Origin of the sequence: Methanoregula sp., from assembly GCF_050010295.1 — an archaeon.
Classification (GTDB): domain Archaea; phylum Halobacteriota; class Methanomicrobia; order Methanomicrobiales; family Methanospirillaceae; genus Methanoregula.
In genome coordinates this window covers 56466-79761 of record NZ_JBEKLH010000005.1, presented here as the reverse complement: position 1 = coordinate 79761, position 23296 = coordinate 56466, and the positions used below count along the sequence as shown (strand labels likewise).

Below are 23296 nucleotides of genomic sequence, written 5' to 3'. Positions count from 1 at the left end.
GTACAACCAATGAGCAGACCGGTTTTGTTTGATTTTTTTGCCACCTGGTGTGGTCCCTGCAGAATGCAGACACCCATCCTGGAAGAACTCGCGAAAAAAATGGGAGATGCAATCGAGATCCGGAAAGTGGATGTCGACCAGCATATGGACCTTGCGGAAAAATACGGAATCAGCGTCGTTCCCACCCTGATCATTGAGAAGGATGGGAAGACCGTCCAGAGACTGGAAGGGGTCACGGACGCAGCGACTCTTGAGAAACTCTTGACACCGCTGGTGAGATAAGTGAAGATTGGTATTGTCGGAGGGACCGGTGACATCGGTGAAGGCATCGCCATGCGCCTCTCCACGATATTTGATGTGAGTGTCGGGTCCCGGGAAAAAGACAAGGCAGAGGCGTGCTGCAGGCTTAATATTGAGACCCTGAAGAAACGCGGGTGCGAATGTTCGATGACCGGGGTATCCAACCAGACTGCGGTTGACGAGGCAGATGTCATCATCCTGGCCATACCTTTCAAACATGTCTCCATGACCCTTGAAACCCTGGCCGGTTTTGAGGACAAGATTGTCATCAGCCCGGTCAACCCCATGATAAAACAGGATTTTTTTACCTCCGTCCCCCCGCCTGAGGGTTCGGCAGCCCTCATGATCAAAAGGATCATTTCACCGGAGGCAAGGATCTGCACGGCTTTCAATACAATTGCAGCGAACAAATGGAAGGCACTCGATGAAGAACTCGCATACTCGGTTCCCGTCTGCGGGGATGACCCTGCCACAAAACAGGAAGTCATGGGGATTGTAAACCGTGTATCAAAGCTCCAGGCGTTTGATGCCGGTCCTCTCGCAGCTTCCGGTCTGGTCGAGTCCCTTACACCGCTCCTCCTCAATATAGCGCGGTATAATAAGATGAGGGATGTTGGTATCCGGTTCTGCTAGACACCGGGGATCTCAGGCGAGAAGCGGAACAGGAAAAAGTCGGCCATAGGCCGGTGTGCCAGAGGGCGGCCGGGCGTGACGGGTCCCCGGTCCTGCTGGTACCGGCAGGATGGGTCATGAAGGAGGCCTGGCGGATGAAAGAAGCAGCAAGGTATGCCCGTGAATTCGAACGGATAGGAAAACGGCTCTTTGCCGAGCACCTGGTAGGCGGGAACTTCGGCAATATGAGCGTCCGAAAAGAGGACGAGGGTTTTTTCGTCACGCGGACCGGGGAATATCTCGATGTTCTGCCAGAACCGGTCTTCGTGCCACTCGACGGCCCTGTTCCGGAACATGCCTCGAGCGAGTTCCGTGTCCACCGGGAGATTTACCGGAACACCCCGTACAAGGCAGTTGTCCATGCCCATCCGCCCGCGGCGATCGCAGCCTCGCTCGTCATGGACACCATCATCCCCGAGGACAGCGAAGGACTGATGTTCTGCCCGGTCATTCCGGTTGTTCCGGGTGCCCCGGGTTCCCAGGAGATCGCGGATAATGTCGTCAGGGCCCTCGCAGATTCAAAGCTGATTGTTGTCCGGGGCCACGGTACCTTTGCTGCCGGCAGGACACTCGATGAAGCATACGTGTATACGTCGCTTGCAGAGCATTCCTGCCGGGTGCTTTCCATGAAACAGAATTTCGTTTCACGACAGAGTCATTCCGAAATCTGATACCCGGATTTTTTAAAAATATCAGGGGAACTGGTTCTTCTGCATTGCCGGGACCCGATGAGATCTGTTTCTTCGTAATCTGAAATGAGCTGGTATTCCAACCGTCTCGCGAATGCATCAGACCAATGCGGGGAATTTTACCATAATGGAACAGGTGGTGTAGATGAGGATAGAAAAGATCCAGCTATACCGGGACTTCAATGCAGATGATGGAGGAAAAAATCTTATTCCTGGGGATGGATGATAACTTTCAAACTACCGTCCCGGTGCCGGGCAGTCAGGAGAAAACCTTGAACCGTCTCTTGTAAGGGAAAGACATGGGTTATCATATCGGCCACATTGATCCTGGTATACTGGATCCATTTCAGGGCAGTTGTCAGGTTATGGAAATCGGCAGCATAGGAATGGGTAATCGTAACCTCCTTCTGCCACAGGTTCCAGAGATTGATCTCGGACTGGATCTCGGGATTCGTGGGGGCAAAAAATAAGATCGTACCCCCGGGTCCGACTGCGTCAAGCGATTGTTTTACACAGACGGGAACCGGGGCGGTCATGATGACGGTGTCTGCGCCCCGGCCGCCATTTAATTCTTTAAACCTTCCGGGAACATCTTCCGTGGCGGAAATGGTTGCATCAGCACCGAATTTCCGGGCGGCCTTTAACCGATCGGGACTCGGGTTGGAAACAACAATAAATCCCGCACCGTTCAGCCGGGCCGCCTGGACATGCAGCAGTCCGGTGATCCCGGCGCCGATGATCAGGACCGACCGGCCATCCGAGGTCGGAGCTCGTTGCTGCCCGCGCACAACACATCCCAGGGGTTCAACAAAGGTTCCCGCATCAAAAGAGACCGATTCGGGAAGGCGTAACATACCCCGGTCCACGTTGATCTCAGGCAAAACAACATATTCCGCAAACGCCCCGTACGCATTCTTGAATTTGGTTTTTTGCAGCGTGTCACATGCTGTCGTATGCCCGCGTATACAGGCATTACACGTATTGCATGGTACATGATGGGTGACCACGACCCGGTCTCCCACGTTCCATTTCGGATCTACGCCGGGACCGGTTTCTGCGATGATTCCCGTGCATTCATGCCCGAAGGCCCCGATCCCGCCGGGTCTTCCCGCACGCTCGATCCGGTACCATTCCATGACATCCGACCCGCACACCCCGCACGCCATGATCCTGACCTTGATCTCCCCTGGTCCGACGGTTGGATCTTCAACATCCTCGGTGCGGATGTCACTGTTCTTATAATAGACCGCTGCTTTCATTCCTGTTCACGAATGGAGAGTAACTGTATACGATATAAAAAAATCAGTCGAGCCTGCGTGCACCGGGTAAGCATGCATTGTAGATATCCAGGGCTTCCTTTACGGTATGATTTCCATGGACAATTGAACCAATTGCTTTGATCATGCCGACAGGATTGGCATCCTGGAAAATATTTCGTCCGAAATCAACTCCCACGGCACCGGCCTGGACAGAGTCGTAGGCCATCTGGAGAGCGTCAGGAGGACTTGAGTACTTCCCTCCTGCAACCACGACAGCAGTTGGAGAAACCCAGTCAACCAGTCTGGAAAATTCCTCACAATAATAGGTCTTGATGATACGGGCCCCGGCATCCTGGCAGATACGGGATGCAAGCGCCAGATAGCGCAAATCCCGGGCCATGTTCTTCCCCACGGCTGTTACTGCCAGAACGGGAATTCCGTATTCGTCGGCCTGATTGATCATGTCGGTGAGATTGAGAATAGTCTGCTGCTGGTTGGCAGAGCCTATATACACACTGACCGCGACACCGGCCGCATCCATCCGGATGGCTTCTTTCATCGTAACCGTAAGCTTTTCATCACTCAACTCTTCATTTAAGACGCTGTTTCCCCCGGTAACACGTAACATGATGGGTTTTGACCCGACATTTTCGGGCGCAATACTGCTCCGCACTGCCCCGCGTGTCGTCATCAGGCAATCGCAGTAGGGAAGGAGTGTTGTTATGGTGTTACTCATGTTGCGCAGGCCGGTTGTCGGTCCCTGGAAATAGGGATGGTCTATCGCAAGCATCACTACCCGGTTATCTTTCGGATTGATTATCCGGTTCATCCGGCTCTGAATTCCAATATCAGGATATGCATTTACCATGGGGACACTTCACGAGAATTAGTGATACACAAATGTATAAAAAGCTGGGGTTATTTGTGCTCCGGTCTGACGACGAGGTACCCATTCCCTGTCAGCCAGTGGTGAAATTCATGGGTGCTGTGGAGACAATTGGATGCACAAATCGCCCGGATTTCTTCATATTCAGGAGATTTTTCCACTTTTTTATTCAGGAGCAATTGTATCGGGCATTTCACATCATTACAATATTCCCGACGCGTATACCCGATATACCCGGCTGGCGACTGCATACGTAATTCTTTGGGAAATACAGGAAAAAGGTTTTCGGAAAAAATCCCAATTCGAAAATTGTTCTTTCCTCTCTCTGAAAAACGACCACATCGAATCCCCCCGCTTTATCCCGTATTGCTCACCTGAACCGGCGCTCTCCGGTATGCATAAGAGCGTGCAAGAAATGATGCAGCCGATGAATTTTTTCACCTCTGTTGCTTTTTATATTCTTAATCCCCACCTACTCCCTACGAGACAGGCGGGTTCAGCCCGGACCTACCATCATTCCGGTTATTTCTCAATGTATTTACCGTCAACAGTGTGTTATTAAAAAAAATTTTCAGGACAAGGCAGAAAAGATTATTTCGGAGACTTCGGGGACTGGAGGAGCTGGATCTCACGGATAATTTCCCGGTGGAAGACAAGGAGCATATCGCTGATCATACCGAACATGAAAATTTCGATGCCAACGACGATAAGCAGCACCGTGAGGATCGTGAGCGGGATATGCTCGATATGGCCGGGTTTGAGCCATTCCAGCAGGACATAGACCCCGACAAGCAGTCCGAGGAGAGAGGTCAGGACCCCCATCATGCCAAAATAGAACATGGGGTTATTGACCCGTGCAAGCCGGTAAATTGTGCTCACAATCTTGATGCCGTCATGGAAAGGGGAAAGTTTTGTCGCCGTCCCCGGGCGGCGGGAATACCGGATGGGGACAACCATGATCCTCTGGCCGTTCCGCACGGACTCAACTGAGATTTCCGTTTCGATCTCGAACCCTTTCTCTTTCAGATGCATCTGCTGGACCGCTAGCTTGGTGAAGGCGCGATATCCTGACAGGATATCATGAAGGTCCCTGCTGTGAGCCACTTTGAAAAGGAGGTTCAGCATATGGTTGCCAAAGAGGTTGAGCCCGGAGAATGAGCCTTCTTCTGCGTTGATGAGGCGATCCCCGATGACCTGATCAAATCCCAGGAACAGGGGGGTCAGCATCTTTTCCGCATCTTTTGCCGAGTAGGTGCCGTCACCGTCAACCATGAGAATATAGGGCTGCTCGATGACTTCAAAAGCCTCGATAATTGCATTGCCTTTGCCCACGCCCGATTGTGTGCGGACATTTGCCCCGGCTTCCCGGGCAATTTTTACCGTGTTATCGGTACTCTTCCCGTCAACTACGAGAATATGGTCGTATCCGAGTCCCTTGAATTCCCTGATAACAGTTCCAATTGTGGGACCTTCATTGAGCGTGGGGATGAGGATGCAGACCTCGTCTTTGTTGAATTTCATTGGTATAGTATTTTTAATCGGTTATCATAAGTGCTTCTATGCATGTCCCGAAAAAAGGGTTGCGGGCATTTGGTATAGCAGAAAGTTATTCCGGGCGAACCTCGTCTACCCTTGCCGGCGTGGTGATGCGAAAAGATCTCCGCATTGACGGCTTCTCGTTTGGCACAGTGACCGTTGGCGGGACGGATGCTACCGACACAATACTTGCGATGATCCGGGACCTTGAGCGGAGCGATCTCAACGTGGTCATGTTGTCCGGTTGTGTCATCGCCTGGTTTAACGTTATCAGCCCTGTCGTGATTCATGAAAAGACCGGCCTCCCGGTTATTTGTGTCACCTACGAGGATTCCGACGGACTGCTCGGGGATATCCGCCGTCATTTTCCTGACGACCTGACACGGGTGACCCGGTACATGGAGCTCGGGGAACGTTCACCGGTTGCGCTGCGGACGCACCAGACCATCTTCATCCGTTCATGGGGCATTGAACACCGGGATGCGGCAGTATTGTGTAACGACTTTACCCTTGAAGGTAAGATCCCCGAACCATTGCGCGTGGCACGGCTCTGCGCCCGGAGTGCTGCCCCCGATCCACGTAATCCCCGCGAAGACTGCCCATGAACGTTCCGGCTTCCCGGAGAGATGCTTTCATATGATTTGAGGATGAACCAACTGATACATCCTTCATTTCAGGAGTTGCAGTACCATGACACAGGTCACGAAACTTGCCCGTTGGGTATGCCTCGAATGCCATTATATCTATGATCCGGCCAAGGGGGACCCCAAGAACGGGATTGCACCCGGGACGGCCTTTGAAGACATTCCCGATACATGGCGCTGTCCAGAGTGCAAGATCCTCAAGGTGAAAAAGGGCGTGTTCAAGCGCCTTGATGACTGATATATTGTTTCATTAGTTTCTCCCCGGGATCGTCTTTGTGCGGCCAGGTGTCGCGCGAGAGGAGCTGGCCGTTTTTCCTGTCGTATACTTCGAATTGCACGATGTCCCCCAGATGGAAGGTCCTCTTGGCATAATTAATCGCGATCAGCGCATCGGGGTTCCATAAATAATTGTCAGAACCCGGACCTCCCAAGTACTGGATTCCATAAGGGTGCACCTGGATAAAATCGTATCCATTCATGGTAGGAATATCGCAGGGAAGATGAACCCCGTTCCTGAAAGTTTTTGCATATAAATTTCTGTTATCATACGCGATTTTTCCGCTGTTCTTTACTACCATGTAACTATCGTAATCCACGCCATTTTGATTGATATGTTTGATATTCGTGATCTCAAAAACTGTCGGAACCTTCGGATCATCACACAGGTTTGGCAGCTGGAGCGCAACGAGCAGGACAAGTGCTGCGAGCACGATGGTGATCATGACCATCAGGATCGTTCCCAGGGGGCTTGATGATCCGGTATCAGCTGGATAATGAGGATTCAAGAATTTTATTTTATCAATTATTTATTATAAATATTTCGAAATTGTTTCGGGAATTTACCCCATAAAGAGAGCATAGACACTTCTGTGACGGAGGGGAGCCGGGTAACCCTAATCCTTCCGGCAGAATGAACTCCCCTGTCCCGCATAGTGATTTGTGTGCAGATCCTGGGTGTGGACCCGGGTACCCCCTCGCAGATAACACAGGCATTGTATCCTCACTTAATCAATAGTGCAGGAACGATACCACCTGTTCGATCAGTCTGTCCGGGATCTCCTTTACAAAAAGGCATCCTTTATTGGAGGGATTATACCCGGCAGTGCGACCGTTGTCCCGGCCTCGCGATATTAGCCATTCTGGAGAGGCGATGGACGATATAAAACCGGTATTCGTGAAAGGGAAGGAGAATATTCCAACAGTTTCCCGAGTCAAAAATAGGCACCTATTTTTCAATAAATCCCGAAACTATTGCAGAAATCTCTTTCATCGAATTTTCGTAGAAATCATGGCATATAAAAATTTTCCCCGAAGGATCGATGTAAATTGTCTTCAGAAGCGCAGAATCATTGACCTTGTCGAATTTCCGGATATTACTTTCAGATAAAATCTTCCGGATTTTTCTCACTTTTATCTGTTCATAGTTATTCAGTTTTTTTGGTCGTCCCGCAGGCATATTTGAAAGTTTATGCCAAAAATATATAAAAAATTGGGTTTTTAGCTGAATCCGGCAGAACCTGGTTTCCGGGTAATCATTCCGTGTATCTGTACCGCTGTCGGGCAATAGCGGCTGCAGAGACCAATCCGTGAAAATAAATATCACGGGCACTAAGATCCTTTTATTACGAGCGCTCATCCATAGGAATTGCATTCGATGTTTTCCATGTCAGAAGAGAGTCAGGACCCCCATCAGAAAGGCAGGGAATTTTATCGTGAGGGCCTTTCGCTTGGACGTGAGGGGAGACACGAGGATGCGCTTACCTCGTTTTCACTCGCCCTTGCCATCGACCCCGGCCTTGCACTTGCCTGGGTGGGACGGGGGTTTGCACTCGGGAAACTGGGCAAGTACGAAGACGAGATCGAGTGCTGCAATAAAGCAATTGAACTCGATCCGAACTGCGTCGATGCCTGGAATAACAAGGGATTTGCCTATGGCATGCTCGACCGGTTTGAAGACAAGGTGGAATGCTGTGAGAGAGCGCTGGAGATCGATCCCGAGAATGCAACTGCCTGGAATAATAAGGGTGTAGCTGTGGGGATGCTCGGAAGGTTCGATGCAGAGATCCACTGCTGCGACCGGGCTCTGGAGATACGGCCCCGGTACCTTTCCGCGTGGGTAAACAAGGGGTTTGCGTATGGAAAACTGAAACGGTATGCCGAAGAGATCTCATGTTACGACCGCGCGCTCCGGATATACCCGTTCTACCTTTCCGCACTGATCAAAAAAGGTGTTGCCCTGATCAACCTGAAACGGTATGCTGAAGCCCTCGAGTTTCTTGATCGCGCGCTGGCAATAGACCCGGAAAACGCAAAAGCACTTTACCGGAAAGGGCTCACCCTCTCCATGATCGGAAAACACCCCGAGGCGATCCGTGCTCTCGAAAAGGCCCTCGAACGCGATCCCTCGATCGCCGATGCCTGGGTCGTGATGAGCAACTCCTGCTTCATGCTCGGAAAGCTTGAGGAGTCAGCCCGGGCGTTCGATCAGGCGTATTATATCGATGTAAAAGATGTCCGCACCAGCATCGTGAAGGGACTGTCCCTCCTGAAAATCGGAAAATTCGACGACGCTCTCCGCTGTTTCTCCGATGTTTTTGGGGTTCTTCTCAGGTAATAACTGCACCCGGTGCGGTGGTCACGTAATCCTCCGTCTTTTTATGGCTGGTTCACGTACAGAACGTTATGGATGTTGAGGAGTACGTCCGCAGGAAAATTGCCGACGGAAAAGATGAAAATGCGATACAAAAAAATCTGGTCGATCATATCCTCGGGATAAAAGATGTCAATCCCTCGTATGCATCTGCATTTGCCCGCGCCGTAATCGAGGAGGTGAAAAATACCCGTGGGCTCTCAGGTGACTTTTTCGAATACGAACCGGCCGGTGTCAGGATGGGGGAATTTGGTGTCGGGTCCCGGGGGAAAGGGGATTTTTTTGCCCACCGCCAGATTGCCCGTATCATCGGAAAGACTTCCGCATCGGTTGGGGTGGACGAGATGGACGATGCCGGTGCCGTGTGCGCTGGAGGCAAATACATTATCTGTACCGTTGACGGTATGCATTCACGCCTCTCTGATTACCCGTTCCTTGCCGGGTTCCATGTAACGCGCGCAACACTCCGTGACATCTATGTAATGGGTGCAAAACCGATCATGCTGTTCTCGGATATTCACGTCGCAGACGACGGCGATGTGGCAAAGATCTTTGATTACACTGCCGGTATCACGACGGTAGCTGAAGCCATGGACGTACCGCTCGTCACCGGCTCAACACTCCGTATCGGAGGCGATATGGTCCTTGGCAGCCGGCTCACCGGGTGTGTGGGGGCAGTGGGTGTCGCTGAACATCTCACTGCCCGTAAATCGACGCAGGCAGGGGATGTCCTGCTGATGACCGAAGGTGCAGGGGGGGGAACCATTGCGACTGCAGCGATATATTCGGGGTTTCCTGAAGTCGTAGAACGGACGATCAACCTCAACTTCCTGACAGCATGCGAAACCCTGATGAAGAGCAGTGCCTTTGCCGGAATCCACGCGATGACAGACGTGACCAATGGCGGGCTCCGGGGGGACGTGTTTGAGATGGCGGAAACAGCAGGCTGCCGGATCGTGATCGATGAATCCGCGATTGGGGGCCTGGTTGAACCGCATGTCCGCGACATGCTGGAAAAACTGAAGATCGATTATCTCGGTGTTTCACTTGATGCCTTGCTTGTTGTCGCCCCCCGGAATGCCGCAGATGAGGTCTGCAGGGTTGTCCGCTCGGCCGGGGTTGCAATGCACACTATCGGGTACGTGGAAACCGGAAAACCTGAGTCTGTCCTGCTGGTCGATGGGCGGGAGCGGGACTTTTCCCCGCGGTTCAGGGAATCCGCGTACACCCCGGTGAAAAAGGTTGTGGACACCGAAGTGCGCGATTTCGATGAGATGAAGGAGGGAGTACTCAGGGCATCGGAGGCAGCGATTGAGAAGAAACGGCGGGTCCTTGCCGATCTCAGGAAGAAGAATTAGGCTCGGTAGAAATCCTATTTTATCGTCTTGATCCGCTTATATTTTCCAACAGTTATAAGCGTGACCTATGCTCATTATCAGAGGAAATATTCAGCGGAAATGTGATGAACGCCGCCGCCCCCGGCGGGGCGCCCCCGCGGCGGATCAGTGACTTGCAAAACTCGTATGAAAAAAACTAAATGCCCCACCGTGCTCGAAGTTCCTGCGAACTTCTCACACTTCGCGGTTCTGACGAACCACTCAGTCCTCGGAGAGGCCCTGAGGCGGGGGTGCTCGTAATTTCCGTGGAGTCTGTACGAATTCCGGAGAGAAAAAATTTCAGCAAATTCAGCTAAGGCGAACCTCTTATTCCGGTTTCTTCCCGCTTACGAAGATATTATATGCAAGCTGCGGGACCCGTTTCTCAACAAAAGGTTCGACTTTTTTTGCGAGCTGGAAGAGAGGGTCGATCATGTCAATGTGGGCAAAGGAACACCATTTCACCTGGATATCCTCAAATCCGGTCCGGGTAAAAAGGTCTCTCATCTCTTCCTCGTTGTAATAATGTTCGCCAAAATCTTTCATCACGACATGCTTCACTCTCATCTTCTCGCTGATATGGTATATCGCCGGAATTCCCCGTGTCAGCAGTTTCTTCCCGAGCGTGCAGATCGCAACTGCACCCCCCGGCTGCAGGACACGGTACGTTTCAGACAGCATCGCAGCGGGGTCTCTGAGGTAACTGAATACGAGGAGGCTCGACACTGCATCAAATGAAGAATCCCGGAACGGAATTTTCTCCCCGGTGCCGACCGTGAACTCGCAGCAGTCGCAACGGGAGCGGGCCTGCTCAATCATCTTTGTGCTGATGTCAAGCCCCGTGGCACTGCCCCCATGCCTGATATATTTCTCGACAAACAGGCCTGTCCCGCACCCGATATCGAGAAGTTTTCCCCCCGGCGGAAGGGCCCTGATAAGGTAGTTGCTGATATGTGAATGGTAGTTCCTGCCCCGGGGATGGTCGTAATGGTGATCGTAGCTGTCGGCGATCGTGTCGTAGTGCTCCCTGATCTTCTCCTGTTTTATCGAACTCATGGGAAGACCTGTTGTATACCCGTCGTGAAAGCCCCGACCTGGACAAATTCGTTATTCGCATGGAGCATGCGGTGTTCTGCATCTGCCAGGGCGACTGCAAGTGCAGGATGGTTGTATTCGCGCTTGAGTACCGCCCGGATCTCGGTAAAGACCTCGCTCCCGGAGAGCCCATAGTCGATCATAAGCGATTCCAGCTTTCGGATGGCTCCCCGCACATCCCCGCCTTTCAGTGCAGTGATCGCTGCCGAGGTGACCGTTGCTGCTTCGGACTGGGCGATCCCGAAGAGATCCTCACAGCGTCCTGTCTCAAGGGCTACCTGAAGGAGCAGGAGCCCCCGGCGCAGGTCCCCGGTAGCAGCCTCTACAATGAGTTCGAGTTCATCATCCGAACACGTATGCCGGGCGAGACTTTCTTTTTCCCTGACAATTGAAAGATAGCGAAAAATGACCGGAGGCTCGAGGGGAACAAAAAAAAGAGGAAGGCAGCGGGACGTGAGCGGCGGGATCAGTGCACTCTGGTTAGTTGTCGTGAATACGAAACGACAGGTGCTGCTTGAACGCTCCATGATCCTCCGCAGAGCCTGCTGGGCCTCACGGGAAAGTGCGTGGGCGTCCTCAAAGACCATCAGCTTGAATTCGGCATCCAGCGGGCGCAGGGACGCATACCATCTGATGATGTACTTGAAATTGTTGATCAGGGACTGGTTCTTCTGGTAGAGATGGGCGAACCGCTCGTCGGTCTCCAGAAATGCCTTTCCCTGGAGGAAGAGATCGGCCGTCGGAAAGACTGAGGTATTCATCTCCCAGTTCTCCCGGTAGACCGCTTTTGCAAAGCATTCGACTGTCACACTTTTTCCGGTCCCGTGGGGTCCGGTGAGAATGATGTGGGGGACCATGCCTGATCCGGCAAAAGAGGACAACTGGCGGATGACCGGGTCCTGCCCCACTATGTCGGAAAATTCCTTTGGCCGGTATTTCTCAATCCAGAGCATGGGACAACCTCGCCGTCATCTCACGTATTGCCTCTGACAAAAGATAATGATTATCTACAGGCACCGGGGACCGCTCTTCGCCCGCCTGGGAAAGATCCCTGCAGGCACTGGTGATCTGCGGAAGGGCCCGGGTCAGCTCATCGACAATCGTGAGGGTTGCGGTACGCGCTGTGCGGGACAGTGGATTGAGGTCGATGGCGATGACTGTTTTTCCCATTCCGGCAAGCACCTCGCACCGATCCCCGTCTTCCAGCGGGACCAGAACGACATCGGCAGAATACATCCCGTCGCGACGGCACCATGCCCGGTCATGGGAGAGGAGGAGGAGCCGTTCCGCTTTGCCGGAAAACACGTCGACCCCGGCAACCGTAAGGAGATCTTCGATCATTTTTACTCTCCGTTCTGTGCGGTGGAAGAGGTTCACCTCAACGAGGGCCCCACAGGCTTTCTGGAGGGCTGCAATCTCGCCTGCTGCGAGGGCCGCCGTATTTCCGTTGATCGAAATGACCGGGTGGCGGGCAGAGAGCAGAAGTGCTGCTGCGGTCCGTTCGGCAAAGAGAGCGCTGGCAGTCGTTCTCTCACCGAGCAGGTAATCGAAGGCCTCCCCGCGCCCGTGGGCGGTAAGGCCTTCCCATGAGACGATCCCCTTCCGTGCAGATCCGGCAAGCCGCTCGCGGACGACAAGCGAGCGGTACCGGGGATGATCCGGGGGTATCATACCGTCTCCCCGACAATCCTTACCCCGGAACATCCCATCCCAAACTCGAACACTTCCCCGAAGGGCCTGAGCAGTTCCCGCGAATCACGGCCATAGGCAAAAACCCCGTTCCCCAGCATCGTCATGCTCGCCGGAAGGTTTCGGTCATCAAAGATCCTGAGCACTTCCTGAACCTCCGGGGTTATCAGCCCGCTCCTGCCGGCAAACTGCCGGGACAGCCGGAAAAAATCCCCGCCATCATCCGGTTCCCTTATGGGGAATGCCCTGGACACGCGCGCCATCTGTTCGGGAGAGCCGAGAACCGACGGCGTGTAGATTGGCCCGAAGGATACTGCATAGAGTGGGTCAGGCAGGTCAAACTTCCGCTCGATCTCAGCATCGATGCCCGGTCCCCGTCGTACTACCCTTCCGCCCCCCTGGCAGGCAGCGACGTCTCCAAGACCGGTCCGGTGAGTCACCTCCGCTTCATGGGAATATAATGCGATATCGTGGGCTGAAAGCCCCAGCCCGCAGAGCCTGTCAACCGCTGTCAGCGTCGCGAGAAGGGCAGCTGCCGAGAGCCCGAACCCTGCCCCGATAGGCAGCCGGCATTCTGTCGTGACAGCTGCAGTCACGCCCAGCTGCTTGAGAACAAAAAAGATGGGCGGTGAGCCGGATTCTGCAGAAATCTCTTTCCCGTCCCTGTCTTTTCTCGTGATACGGACCGACAGAGTGTCCGATGGAAAAACCGTGACCGTGACGCCTTCACTTATGACTATACCGGCTCCCATACTGCCGGTCGTGGCTTTTGTCTTCCCCTCAACCCGTCTGAAATAGCCGGAAATATGCCCCGGGCAGAAGGCTGTCACTGAACTTGGTCTCATGGACACGGATCGTACATGATCAGTTAGGGCGTTTTCTTTCTTTAAGGAATCCCGAAAGGGAAAAAGGTATGCATAAACGTATACCATGAATCCCGGGTCCTGAGATCCAAGGCTTATTGCGACTCTCTGGCCTGCTGGAGGTCCCGGAGAATTCTCCGGATGTGCCCGATATTGATCGTTCGTGTCGTAAGCAGGCAGAGGTGGTAGTCACGGTAGGGCGCGATGATCACGTTCGCCTCGGGGATCTGGAGGGTCATGTGGACAAAAGATCCCCAGTCCAGGCAAGGGGTGATCTTTTTGGTGGTTTCAAGCATCTTTCTTGCAAGGTTCAATAAAGGTTCAACCTCGACGTCCCCCACCAGGATAATATTCCGTTCCTCGTCAAATACCGAAATGGCAACAATCCCGTTCAGCTTCTTGATCTGTCCGAGTAGCTTCATGTCCGGTTCATCCAGGGTTGCGGGAGGCGTGATGACGGGCTTTTCGTAAACAGGGATCATCACCTCTTTTTCTGTCGTATCCGGTGACGTTTTTTCCGGTGAATCCATAACGGGAACGGTCACCTTTTCCGGTGCGGGTACAGCGTATGGTTCAGCCCCTGGCGTCACGAGATCAGGTTCGGGAACCTGTTCGTCGACGTTACAGATCCTGAGTGCCTGGCCCAGTTCTTCCGGGGTATATTTACAGAGGTTGAATTCTATGGTCGGGTGTGAATTGAAATAGTCGAGTGCCGCGTGCCCGCGCAGCTCGATCCGGCCGTGTCTGAAATAATATGCAAGAGGCTTGCCTCTTCGTATCAGGATAAACCCTTCCCCGTCCTGGATTACGACCCTTACTATGCCGACGAACCGTACGGTATGAGTGAAGATCCATTGCGGAGGCGCCTGCATCCACCCGATACTTTTTCCTTCCGGTAACAGTTCGATCATAAGAGAGAGACGATAGCCTCCTGGTTCTTTTTCATTTCATAGGATATCTGGCCGATATTTGCGGTGCTTTTTGCGATAATGACGAGGAAAAACTCTTCTGCCAGAGGCCCGAGGATGAGGAATTTGTCCGAGTATTGGGCAAATACCATGGATAGCGGGGCACTATTGAACCCGGCTGCCGCTGACCTGGTATCGATCATGATCGTGGAAAGGGCAGTTCTGAGGTTCCTGTCGATGACGATTCCCGATTTCATGCTCTCGATTATCTCACCATTTTCCTGGATGACTACTGCGGCCTGGACACCATTCAGGATCAGGAATTTGTTCAGGATCTCTTTGAGCATTGATCGTCCTCATCATGAGATTGTATCTGCATATTCACGGAATGATCCCGGAGTACCATGCGGGTAAGGGGAACAGGGCGGGCTGCAGCCGTTTATTCATTATCTTCCTTGGCAAGGGTGTCAAGTATTTTGTAGGTATTGATCATCCGGTTGAAGGCGGTCTGGAGTTCGCCGATCTCGTCATTGCTGAGCAGCTCAATTTCCGGGTTCGTGAGCTCGCCGGTGCTCATGCTGGTGGCTATTTTTGATAACCGTACGATAGGATTGGTGATGCTGCTCGCAAGGAAGAAACTCCACATGATGACTACCGTCAGCGTGATAAGGGTGATGATCAGGATGCTGCCGGTGAGCCCGATGTTCTCCACAATGCTCGCCGTCCCTCCCAGGTAGACGATCTCAAGAAGAATGATGGGAATTGTGGCCACGAAGAGCATGCTTATCATCAGCTTGTAGAAGATGGGAATCGGGAACGTGGACCCGCCCTGCAACGGTTTTGCGTCACTCCTTTTCATGGCTGGCATGTATCAGTATTTACATAAACACTTAATAAAAATATCCAGAAGATTCCGGGGTTTCAAGAGTGGCAGATAGATAAAATCTGGCAAATATAGAGATAAAATAGGTTCAGGAATAACTTGCAGACTCCCGGAATGTAAACCCGGCGGGCTAGAGATGCACCCTGAGAATCTCCTCCCACACTCTTGCTGCAATCTCGTCCTTGGAGCCCTGCAACCGTTCCGTACCCAGCTTATCCAGCCGAACATACTCCCCGGTTTCCCGTCCCATCGTTTCCGGAGCGTTCATGAGGACCATCGCCACACCATGATCGAACATGGCCTTTGCCTTTTTTTCGGGTCTCCTGCCCAGTTTGAATGCAATGGTCAGGGGAGCATAGTCCTGCATCACCCGGTCCAGCAGTTTGGGAAGCGGTTCAAGTTCAAGCCTGACGGCCTTTCCGCTGGGTATCTTCCCGTTCATCATCACCGGGGCCAGGTCAGAGATGGCAGCTGCGCTGATATAGATGTCGGCCCCGTTATTCTCTGAAAGGTAGCTGAGCACGGCAGAGCTCATGTCAGCCGCTGTCTCAACGTGGATGTTGTTCATGCAGGGAAACGTATCCCGGTGGACAACCGTGACATCAGCCCCGAGCCGGAATGCCTGCAGGGCGAGTGCCCTCCCCATCTGCCCGCTCGAACGGGTGGTGAGTATGCGGACATCATCCACCGGTTCCCGGCATGGCCCGCTGGTGATAAGCACCTTTTTTCCCTTCAGTGGCGATCCGAGCACAGCCCTCTCGCACCTGAGGACAATTTCATCGTTGCCGGCAATTTTTGCTTTCCCCTCTTCAATGCGGGGTTCGACTATCCCTGCCCCCCACCGCCGGACCGCATCGAGATTTGCGAGAATTGCCGGGTGACGGTACATGCTGTGGTGCATCGCAGGAACGATGAGCAGGGGAATACCGCTTCCGAGAGCGGTGGATGCAAACGTCGTAACCGGGGTGTCGTCGATACCACAGGCAATTTTGCTGAGGGTGTTTGCGGTACAGGGTGCAACCAGCAGGAGATCGGCAGTCCCCTCATCCCCGCAGTACATGACATGCTCCACCATGCCGGAGAGCCGGGTTATCGTCTCCCTGCCACTGGCATAGGTCAGGGCATCCGGGGTTACGATACCTGTTGCGGCAGGGCTCATCACCGCCTGGACTGCCGCACCGCGCCGCCTCAGGGCATGGATGAGCCTGACCACTTCGACGGCAGCGATGCTGCCGGTCACCGCAACAACGATCTGTTTCCCGCTCAGTGTCTGGAGGACTGTCATGATAGGGTCACGTCCTGCACCACATGCCATGCATACGGGCGGTATTTCTTTACTTTATGTACCTGGATAGTTGCAGAAAAACCTGCCCCTTCGGCACACTCCCGGATCCGGTCTTCTACCGTGCCGATACTATGGAGGTGGATGATGCTCCCGCTCTCGACATGCCCGAGTGCCGGGGGAAGCATGGTTATTGCATCGAAATGCCCCATCACGATCCGGTTATAGGTCCCTGACAGGAGGTCCCGGCAATCTCCCAGTGCTGGTGTTATGCGATCGGATAACCCGTTTTCCCGGATGGTGCGCTTCAGGAATTCAAACGGGACCGGATTGATCTCCATTGCGTGGACTTCTGCCCCCGCTCCCGCAAGGGGAATGGAGAAGTACCCGATACCGGCAAACATGTCAGCCACCCGTTCGGTTCCCGGCTTGCTCCTCACCAGCCGTGCAAGCCTCATCTTCTCGTTCCGGTTTCCCTGCGCAAACATCACGGTCCGGGGGTCGAGAATGAAGGTGTACCCGTTTTCCCGATGCCGTACCTCCCCCGCCTCGCCCCAGAGCACCTCGGTCTCCGGAGTCCTTGTCATGCCGCTGAGCGCCGCTATCCAGAGGATTCCGCGCGGTTTGCGGAAGCGGACGATCTCCTCAATTTCAGGACCGGACGGCTTTGTGCCATGCAGAACGGCAATGTCGCCGATCATGACGAACCCGCGCCCGGTATAGGCGGGGCTTTTGCTGAGTTCCCGGTCAAACGGTTCACCCGGTTTTACTGGTACCCAGGCAATGTCTCTCTCGGCAAAGGGACTCCTCGTACGGTCGACCCACTCCGCTGCATGGATCTCCCTGAGTTTGTCCCTCGGTATTTCCCTTACCCGCATGGCTACCTGACAATAATGAGCTCATCCCCGTCCCTGAGGATGTTCACGTGGTCGCCTGCCATGATGGTTGTCCACGGCAGTCGCCTTAACTCGCAGGTCTGCAGGGTTCCCGGGTCAAGGAGGCCTACCGAATCTCCGTGCGCGAAGGCTACCAGTGCCGGTTCGGCATTCCGCGCATTGCCGATGATCCGATCGATATCGTTTTCCCGGATGGATCTTGACTGGCCGTCGCGGAGATCGAAAGTACGGACGTGGTGGGATTCGACTTTTTCCACCTCGTAATACCGGTTTCCGGATCTGACCACATCGTGCTTCTGGAAACGGGGCAGCCTCACCAGATAGGTGATCCGGTAGAGCTGCCTGCCGTTCTTCTCGCCCACCAGTTTCGGGTGCGAGCTGTACCTGCCTCCGAGCTGCGCAACGATCCCCTGCGAGATGAGCAGCCCGATATGCTGGGAGCCAATGACGATATCAAGCCCGTCACGGATCTCGGTTATATCCGAGATGAATGAGAGGCGTTCTCCCCCGGACTGGAGGGTGTCTTCCACCTGCTGGGCGATGGACGCGGCCGTCTGGATCTCGTACGTGCCCGGGGCCCGCCCTTCGGCGCGCACCTGGACGATTCCCTCGTAATAACTCCCGCTGATGCGGTTGCAGCGGTCGCATTGTTCCTTGTGCCAGAGGATCTCGACGCTGCACGTCCCCTCCACCGGTTTATTATACAGGGTTGCATGGATTGTAAGGTTTGCGCGCGAGCGGTTGACGCTGATATCCTCAACGTTCACCGCGATAGAGGGTTTCCGGGCATCCGTATGGAAATGCACGGCACTCCTGGCAAGTTCAGGTGCCAGTTCGCTCCGTTCGCGGGTGCTGTCCGTCCAGGTATTCACCTCTTTTGTTGCCCCGCAGCTCGGGCACAGGATATTTTTCACCCGGCTGTCGCAGGTGAACCAGGGTGTACTGCCGATCCTGCACCGGGTGCATAATAATCCGGTACTATCGGATGGCTGGCCGCACTTCGGGCAGAAATTGTCCTTTATGCTCGGGGTCATAGCTGGTAGATCTGTGCGTGCGGCACTTTCCCGATCATGATGCAGCCGGACCGGCTGATAAGTCCCAGTTCAATGGCGAGAGCAACGGCCCGTTCCCCCATGAGGTTGATGTTGCCCGCTTTTGTCAGGGCGTCCCGGACCTCTGATTCGGTTGCAGGGCGGTTGCCATAGAACGCTTCCGTGACGGTGACGGTCATCCTGTCATGGCATATCGTCGTATTGATAAGTTCGCGATCGCACACGGCAACAACATCGCCCATGCCGGGCGAGCGATGGATCTTCAAAAACATTGATAGCTCATTGGATGGCCGGCATAAAAAAAGGTGAGTCTGGGGCAGGGGCGGTCACGGCAGGAGGATGGTAACTCCGTAGACGTTCCCGATGGTCTCCGCATGGATCCGGAAACAGTCCTCTTCCGTGATCTGTCCGGATTCAAGGAGCTTGTTGGTATACCGGGGGACTGATTTTGGGCCTGTCACTGCACCGGGACGAGAGTTCTCGTCCATGTAATCGCTCTCCATGGTAAATGGCCGCTTCGAACGAACGAGGCCGGGGATAGCTTCGTGTTTTGCAATGAGTGAAGGGTGCAGCGGTGTATCCGGGGAACCATAGTGTTTCACCACCCTGTCTGTCGCTACTCCGGCCTGCCGTGCCATATCTGCGATATCCGCGCACGGTCCACTCTCGGCATGGACCTGGAGAGCGCACCGGCACTCATACGCGAGCGCCAGCGCATGCGCGAGAACCTCATTTGATGCTGCGAGGATCCCGGGGCTCACGTCATAATGAGGTCTCCCGCTTTTCAGTGCAACTGCTTTTCCTTCCTGTACATACCGTGCAGCGCAGTCAAGCCCGCCTTTCATGACGCCTGCCGCCTCTTCCAGGGACATGCGGTCGGTGAGGCGGCTGATCTCAGCAGGATGCACGCCCAGTACCGGGTAGACAACAACGCCGGTATCGGCAATCATGCCGGCAATCCGGATTGTCTCGTCAAAGACCCGGGCAAAATCCGCGCCCGATGACGGGTGGACCGATAACGACCACGAGGGTTTCGAGACCAGAAACACGTGGGTCCCCCCGGCCCGGAGAAAGTCTTTGGCTGCTTCCACGCCGCGGCCATTAACCGGATCGATATGGATGTGGTCGTCAGTGACGGGAAATTTCGGGAATCTCATTGTACTCCGCAATCTGCATAAGGGGATAACCGTCCGAGGGGCTGAGCCGGGCCCGGCAATAGGCAAACCCTACTCGGGTCACGATCTCGACATCAAACATCAGGCCCGAGAGTTCGCTGTACCCGAACCTGTTCCCGGTCATCCGGCTGCGATCGAGGCGCACCGTAATCTCTTCAACGAACGGCTGGAGGATGACGGCATGTTCGATTGCAGTCTCGACGCTGGAAGCGGAAACGCGCGAGATCGGGGTACCAACCCACTGGTGGTAGAGCGCCCCGAGTTTGATCCCTGCTTCAAACACTGCCTGCTCCCTGTCACTTCCCATATGTCCCTCACCTATATCAACTGGATAATCCCTGACTTCGGCTCCATGGCCTCTCCATGCCGGAGAAGCATGTCAATCCCTTCTTTGACCTTTTCCCGCGCGAACCCCTTGGAACTGGCCGCGTCGATGACCTGGTCAATCCCGGCGCGCCTTCCCTCTCCGCCAATGTCGCGGATGGCGTCCTTGATCACCCGCACAATGTCACGTTTCTCCTTGGAGATGCCCGTGACGACCTTGTCGATATCGAACGTCCCCGTCTTCGCATCGTACGCGATCTGGCGCAGGCAGGCATCCACGATATGGATCACCCGTTCTGCGTCGCTCTGCTCGATTGTATCTGACAGGCGGATCCGTGCGCTTGCCTCCGCAAGCCGCACGAGCGCCTCGAGCTGGCGGGCGGTCACCGGCACGGGTTTGTTGGGCTCGGCAATCCCTCTCAGTTTGAGATAGTATGCGACAAGGACCTCTTGTGCTTCCGGTGAGAGTATGGGGTAGCAGGAACGTTTCGAGTACGCGACGTATTTGCGGAAGAGGGAAGGGTCGATGTCCGGCATCACGGGTTTGAGCTGCTGCTGGATGTACTCGTCCGTGACCCCCGGGATGGGGGTCTTCTTGTGCTGGGCGATCAGTTCGCCTGTGCTGTGAGCCTTGAGGATGTGTTCGGCGATCGCGAGGTCCCGTTTCTGTTCGGGCTGGTCTGTCATGATGAAGATGAGGTCGAACCGGGAGAGCAGGGAGGGGGGCATGTTGATCTGGTCCGAGATGTCCCCGAACATGTCGAACCTGCCATACTTAGGGTTCGCCGCACCGAGGAGTGCACACCGCGACTTGAGCGTTGCGGTTATACCCGCCTTTGCCACGCTGATGGACTGCTGCTCCATGGCCTCGTGGAGTGCGGACCGATCACCTTTCTCCATCTTGTCCATCTCGTCGACTGCTGCAACGCCCATGTCCGCGAGCACGAGTGCCCCCGCTTCGAGAGTCCAGCGGCCTTCCCCGAACTCATCCTTCACCGCGGTTGCCGTGAGCCCGGCTGCAGTGGATGACTGGCCGCTTGTGTAAATCGCGCGGGGGGAGAGTTTTACCACGTACCTCAGCAACTGGCTTTTTGCAATTCCCGGGTCCCCGATGAGCAGGACATGGATATCCCCCCGGAGGTGGGTGCCGTCGGGCATCTCCTTTGCGATACCCCCAAAGAGCTGCAGGGCGATGGCCTGTTTCACGTCTTCACTGCCATAGATCGTGGGTGCAATCGAGTGGGTGATCATCCGGTAGATCATCGGGTCTTTGCTGAGGGCCCTGATCTCGTCCTCGGCTTTCTCGTCGATGTCCACCTCTTCAAACTCTTTTTCTGCAATCTCGATGGAGTTGCATTCGAGGAAGATGTCGAACACCGTGCTCTTCTCACCTCTGACAATCCTCTGCATGGAACGGAGGATGCCGTTGATGATGACCCGGTCTCCCGGTGAGACCCTCCCTGACAGGTCGTCGGTCACGTCAATATCAAGTGTCTGGGGCTGTTCACCCCCGCGCAGCCCCTCCGGGGACTCCTGGATCCGGAGCTTCTGGGAGTCCACGAATTTCGAGCGTTTTGGCACCAGCTCGAGTTTCTTGAACGTGCACCCGTCTGTGGCGCACCCGTCCGGTTCGATAAATTTCCCGTATTTCTGCTTTTTTATCGTGAAATGCCCGGCGGGACAGCGGAAGACCGCCTCGACAACGCGGGGCCTGACCTCCGTGGTCTTGCGGAGGATACCTTCAACGGAAACAAAGGTGTTGATATCATCTGACCTGATAAGCCGGATGCCGGTCTTTTTCGGGAGGTTGGTAAAACGGATATTGATACCTTTTGGCTCTTTCCCGTCTTTGGTCCTGACGAGCTGGCTGTTTTTTATTGCATCCCAGACATCCTCGAGGACTTTTCCGGGATTCTCCAGGAGTTCATCTGCGAGTTTTGTACCACCATGGGCACGGATAACGTCCCGGTAATCAATGTAAAGGGACCGCTTGTGGGGATATTCGCGGGAGAGTTCCCCCAGCTCCTTTTTGTATTTGCTTTTGAGCAGCCTGCTCCAGTCCGCGGTCTTATCCGTATCCTGAAGAGAGGGGGTGTTCTCCATAGTCATGACTCACCGGTTCTTCTGCGCGGAGAGGACGAACCGCGCGATGAGCGCTTCCATCTGGATGTCGCTGTTCGCCCCTTCCGAGAGGCGGAAGTCCGTCTCGCCGATGTGGTCGATCAGTTCAACTTTCAGCTTCCTGTCCACGTCTCGTTTCACCAGCGCACGGTAGCACTGGTTTATCAGCTCGTTCGGAGCAATTCCCCGCTCGTGGATGAGGTGGGCGAGGACCGACTCAGCTGCATCAAAGTCCCCGTCGAGCGAGAGAGTGAGGAGCTCATTGATCTCGTCCGGCCGGGCGGTCGAGGTTATGGCGTACACCATCTTCTCGTCAATGGCAGTATTGAGTATCGCTGCGCCCTGCACGGCGTTGATCGCCTTGCGCATATCGCCTTGCGCAATGTAGACGATGGCCTCCATCGCGCTGCCGGTTATGGAAAGATTCTCCCGGGCTGCGATGCGGCGTATCTCTTCTTTTATGGCCTCAGCCCCCAGTGGCTTGAACCGGTAGATGGCACACCTGCTCTGGATCGGATCGATTATTTTCGAAGAATAGTTGCAGGACAGGATGAACCGGCAGGTCTGGGCATAACTCTCCATGGTCCGGCGCAGGGCCGCCTGCGCATCGGTCGTCAGGGCATCGGCTTCATCCAGGAAGAGGATCTTGAAGGTCGCATCCCCGAGGGGGGTGGTCCGGGCGAACTGCTTGATCTGGTTGCGGACAACATCGATCCCCCGTTCATCCGAAGCGTTCAGCTCCCGGAAGTTCATCTGCCATGAATCTTTGAAAAATTCGCGGGCCAGCGTCACCGCGGCCGTAGTCTTTCCGATGCCCGCGCTGCCGGTAAAAAGGAGATGCGGCAGGTTACCGCTTTTTACGTATGATGACAACCGCTCCACTATCTCGTCCTGCCCGACAATATCAGCCAGCTTCGCAGGACGGTATTTTTCTATCCAGATGGTGTGGGTCTCATCCATGGTGTATCATCTCATCGGGCAGGACATATGGGTTCC

Annotated in this window: 28 protein-coding genes; 8 read left to right on the top strand and 20 right to left on the bottom strand. The window is 54.5% G+C overall.

Translation table 11 applies throughout. From position 1 onward, the window contains the following. Positions 1-9: 9 nt before the first annotated feature. From trxA to ABSB80_RS08200, 3 genes are all read left to right on the top strand, one after another. On the top strand, positions 10-282 hold the full coding sequence (gene trxA, locus ABSB80_RS08210) for a thioredoxin (RefSeq protein ID WP_428369957.1): 273 nt from the start codon (positions 10-12) through the stop codon (positions 280-282). Then, positions 283-933: an NADPH-dependent F420 reductase gene (gene npdG, locus ABSB80_RS08205; protein ID WP_428369955.1), complete on the top strand. Its 651-nt coding sequence runs from the start codon at positions 283-285 to the stop codon at positions 931-933. A 116-nt stretch (positions 934-1049) separates the two neighbouring features. Further along, complete coding sequence (locus tag ABSB80_RS08200) at positions 1050-1643, top strand: aldolase (protein WP_428369953.1); 594 nt, start codon at positions 1050-1052, stop codon at positions 1641-1643. 224 nt (positions 1644-1867) lie between these two features. Here the strand turns inward: ABSB80_RS08200 and ABSB80_RS08195 are convergent, their stop codons facing one another. Both ABSB80_RS08195 and lsrF read right to left on the bottom strand, forming a co-directional pair. After that, positions 1868-2920 carry a zinc-binding dehydrogenase gene (locus tag ABSB80_RS08195; RefSeq protein WP_428369951.1) on the bottom strand — a complete coding sequence of 351 codons (1053 nt, stop codon included), beginning with the start codon at positions 2918-2920 and terminating at the stop codon, positions 1868-1870. Positions 2921-2963: 43 nt separating this feature from the next. Next, positions 2964-3788 (bottom strand): 3-hydroxy-5-phosphonooxypentane-2,4-dione thiolase, encoded by an 825-nt coding sequence (gene lsrF, locus ABSB80_RS08190; RefSeq protein WP_428369949.1) that lies wholly within the window; start codon positions 3786-3788, stop codon positions 2964-2966. A 133-nt stretch (positions 3789-3921) separates the two neighbouring features. Here lsrF and ABSB80_RS08185 point away from each other — a divergent pair, with 133 nt between their 5' ends. Further along, positions 3922-4368 (top strand): hypothetical protein, encoded by a 447-nt coding sequence (locus ABSB80_RS08185; protein ID WP_428369947.1) that lies wholly within the window; start codon positions 3922-3924, stop codon positions 4366-4368. A gap of 29 nt (positions 4369-4397) precedes the next feature. On the opposite strand, the gene aglJ is transcribed toward ABSB80_RS08185, so the two are convergent. Further along, complete coding sequence (gene aglJ / locus ABSB80_RS08180; RefSeq protein ID WP_428369945.1) at positions 4398-5327, bottom strand: S-layer glycoprotein N-glycosyltransferase AglJ; 930 nt, start codon at positions 5325-5327, stop codon at positions 4398-4400. A 38-nt stretch (positions 5328-5365) separates the two neighbouring features. Between aglJ and ABSB80_RS08175 the strand changes: the two genes are divergently transcribed. Further along, a complete protein-coding gene (locus ABSB80_RS08175) occupies positions 5366-5947 on the top strand; it encodes an endonuclease dU (protein WP_428369943.1) in 582 nt (193 codons plus the stop codon). 85 nt (positions 5948-6032) lie between these two features. Beyond that, positions 6033-6224 (top strand): rubredoxin, encoded by a 192-nt coding sequence (locus tag ABSB80_RS08170; RefSeq protein WP_428369941.1) that lies wholly within the window; start codon positions 6033-6035, stop codon positions 6222-6224. On the opposite strand, the gene ABSB80_RS08165 is transcribed toward ABSB80_RS08170, so the two are convergent. Further along, positions 6205-6771, bottom strand: coding sequence for a hypothetical protein (locus tag ABSB80_RS08165; protein WP_428369939.1), 567 nt, complete (start codon positions 6769-6771; stop codon positions 6205-6207). The two genes, ABSB80_RS08170 and ABSB80_RS08165, sit on opposite strands and share 20 nt — an antisense overlap. A 440-nt stretch (positions 6772-7211) precedes the next feature. Next, complete coding sequence (locus ABSB80_RS08160; protein ID WP_428369937.1) at positions 7212-7442, bottom strand: hypothetical protein; 231 nt, start codon at positions 7440-7442, stop codon at positions 7212-7214. Positions 7443-7649: 207 nt separating this feature from the next. On the opposite strand from ABSB80_RS08160, the gene ABSB80_RS08155 reads away from it, so the two are divergent. Together ABSB80_RS08155 and ABSB80_RS08150 are read left to right on the top strand one after the other, a co-directional pair. Continuing rightward, a complete protein-coding gene (locus ABSB80_RS08155) occupies positions 7650-8600 on the top strand; it encodes a tetratricopeptide repeat protein (RefSeq protein ID WP_428369935.1) in 951 nt (316 codons plus the stop codon). Between the two features lie 68 nt (positions 8601-8668). Beyond that, entirely contained in the window at positions 8669-9994 is a 1326-nt protein-coding gene (locus ABSB80_RS08150) for an AIR synthase-related protein (RefSeq protein ID WP_428369933.1), read from the top strand. Positions 9995-10339: 345 nt separating this feature from the next. Here ABSB80_RS08150 and ABSB80_RS08145 read toward each other — a convergent pair whose 3' ends face one another. The 15 genes from ABSB80_RS08145 to ABSB80_RS08075 form a co-directional block, all read right to left on the bottom strand. Next, positions 10340-11068 carry a class I SAM-dependent methyltransferase gene (locus ABSB80_RS08145; RefSeq protein WP_428369932.1) on the bottom strand — a complete coding sequence of 243 codons (729 nt, stop codon included), beginning with the start codon at positions 11066-11068 and terminating at the stop codon, positions 10340-10342. Beyond that, positions 11065-12060 (bottom strand): DNA polymerase III delta subunit-related protein, encoded by a 996-nt coding sequence (locus ABSB80_RS08140; protein ID WP_428369930.1) that lies wholly within the window; start codon positions 12058-12060, stop codon positions 11065-11067. Before ABSB80_RS08140 ends, ABSB80_RS08145 begins: the two co-directional genes overlap by 4 nt. Then, positions 12047-12778, bottom strand: a complete 732-nt coding sequence (locus ABSB80_RS08135; protein ID WP_428369929.1) for a 4-phosphopantoate--beta-alanine ligase — start codon at positions 12776-12778, stop codon at positions 12047-12049. Before ABSB80_RS08135 ends, ABSB80_RS08140 begins: the two co-directional genes overlap by 14 nt. Further along, entirely contained in the window at positions 12775-13641 is an 867-nt protein-coding gene (locus ABSB80_RS08130) for a pantoate kinase (RefSeq protein ID WP_428369927.1), read from the bottom strand. Before ABSB80_RS08130 ends, ABSB80_RS08135 begins: the two co-directional genes overlap by 4 nt. A gap of 113 nt (positions 13642-13754) precedes the next feature. Then, the gene (locus ABSB80_RS08125; protein WP_428369925.1) at positions 13755-14570 is read right to left on the bottom strand and encodes a roadblock/LC7 domain-containing protein; all 816 of its coding nucleotides are present in this window, start codon (positions 14568-14570) and stop codon (positions 13755-13757) included. After that, positions 14567-14914, bottom strand: coding sequence for a roadblock/LC7 domain-containing protein (locus ABSB80_RS08120; protein WP_428369923.1), 348 nt, complete (start codon positions 14912-14914; stop codon positions 14567-14569). Before ABSB80_RS08120 ends, ABSB80_RS08125 begins: the two co-directional genes overlap by 4 nt. Positions 14915-15006: 92 nt before the next feature. Then, positions 15007-15435: a HAMP domain-containing protein gene (locus tag ABSB80_RS08115; protein WP_428369922.1), complete on the bottom strand. Its 429-nt coding sequence runs from the start codon at positions 15433-15435 to the stop codon at positions 15007-15009. A 145-nt stretch (positions 15436-15580) separates the two neighbouring features. After that, positions 15581-16735 carry a bifunctional phosphopantothenoylcysteine decarboxylase/phosphopantothenate--cysteine ligase CoaBC gene (coaBC, locus tag ABSB80_RS08110; protein ID WP_428369920.1) on the bottom strand — a complete coding sequence of 385 codons (1155 nt, stop codon included), beginning with the start codon at positions 16733-16735 and terminating at the stop codon, positions 15581-15583. Beyond that, positions 16732-17610, bottom strand: coding sequence for a class I SAM-dependent methyltransferase (locus tag ABSB80_RS08105; RefSeq protein ID WP_428369918.1), 879 nt, complete (start codon positions 17608-17610; stop codon positions 16732-16734). The genes coaBC and ABSB80_RS08105 overlap by 4 nt, the downstream gene beginning before the upstream one ends. 2 nt (positions 17611-17612) lie before the next feature. Continuing rightward, positions 17613-18662: a 60S ribosomal export protein NMD3 gene (locus ABSB80_RS08100; RefSeq protein ID WP_428369917.1), complete on the bottom strand. Its 1050-nt coding sequence runs from the start codon at positions 18660-18662 to the stop codon at positions 17613-17615. Further along, positions 18659-18952, bottom strand: coding sequence for a DUF424 domain-containing protein (locus tag ABSB80_RS08095; protein WP_428369916.1), 294 nt, complete (start codon positions 18950-18952; stop codon positions 18659-18661). Before ABSB80_RS08095 ends, ABSB80_RS08100 begins: the two co-directional genes overlap by 4 nt. A 54-nt stretch (positions 18953-19006) precedes the next feature. Further along, a complete protein-coding gene (locus tag ABSB80_RS08090; protein WP_428369915.1) occupies positions 19007-19837 on the bottom strand; it encodes a TatD family hydrolase in 831 nt (276 codons plus the stop codon). After that, positions 19809-20162, bottom strand: coding sequence for a dihydroneopterin aldolase family protein (locus ABSB80_RS08085; RefSeq protein WP_428369914.1), 354 nt, complete (start codon positions 20160-20162; stop codon positions 19809-19811). The genes ABSB80_RS08090 and ABSB80_RS08085 overlap by 29 nt, the downstream gene beginning before the upstream one ends. An 11-nt stretch (positions 20163-20173) precedes the next feature. Next, entirely contained in the window at positions 20174-22282 is a 2109-nt protein-coding gene (locus ABSB80_RS08080) for a minichromosome maintenance protein MCM (protein ID WP_428370077.1), read from the bottom strand. A gap of 9 nt (positions 22283-22291) precedes the next feature. Beyond that, positions 22292-23260 carry a replication factor C small subunit gene (locus ABSB80_RS08075; protein WP_428369912.1) on the bottom strand — a complete coding sequence of 323 codons (969 nt, stop codon included), beginning with the start codon at positions 23258-23260 and terminating at the stop codon, positions 22292-22294. Positions 23261-23296: the final 36 nt, after the last annotated feature.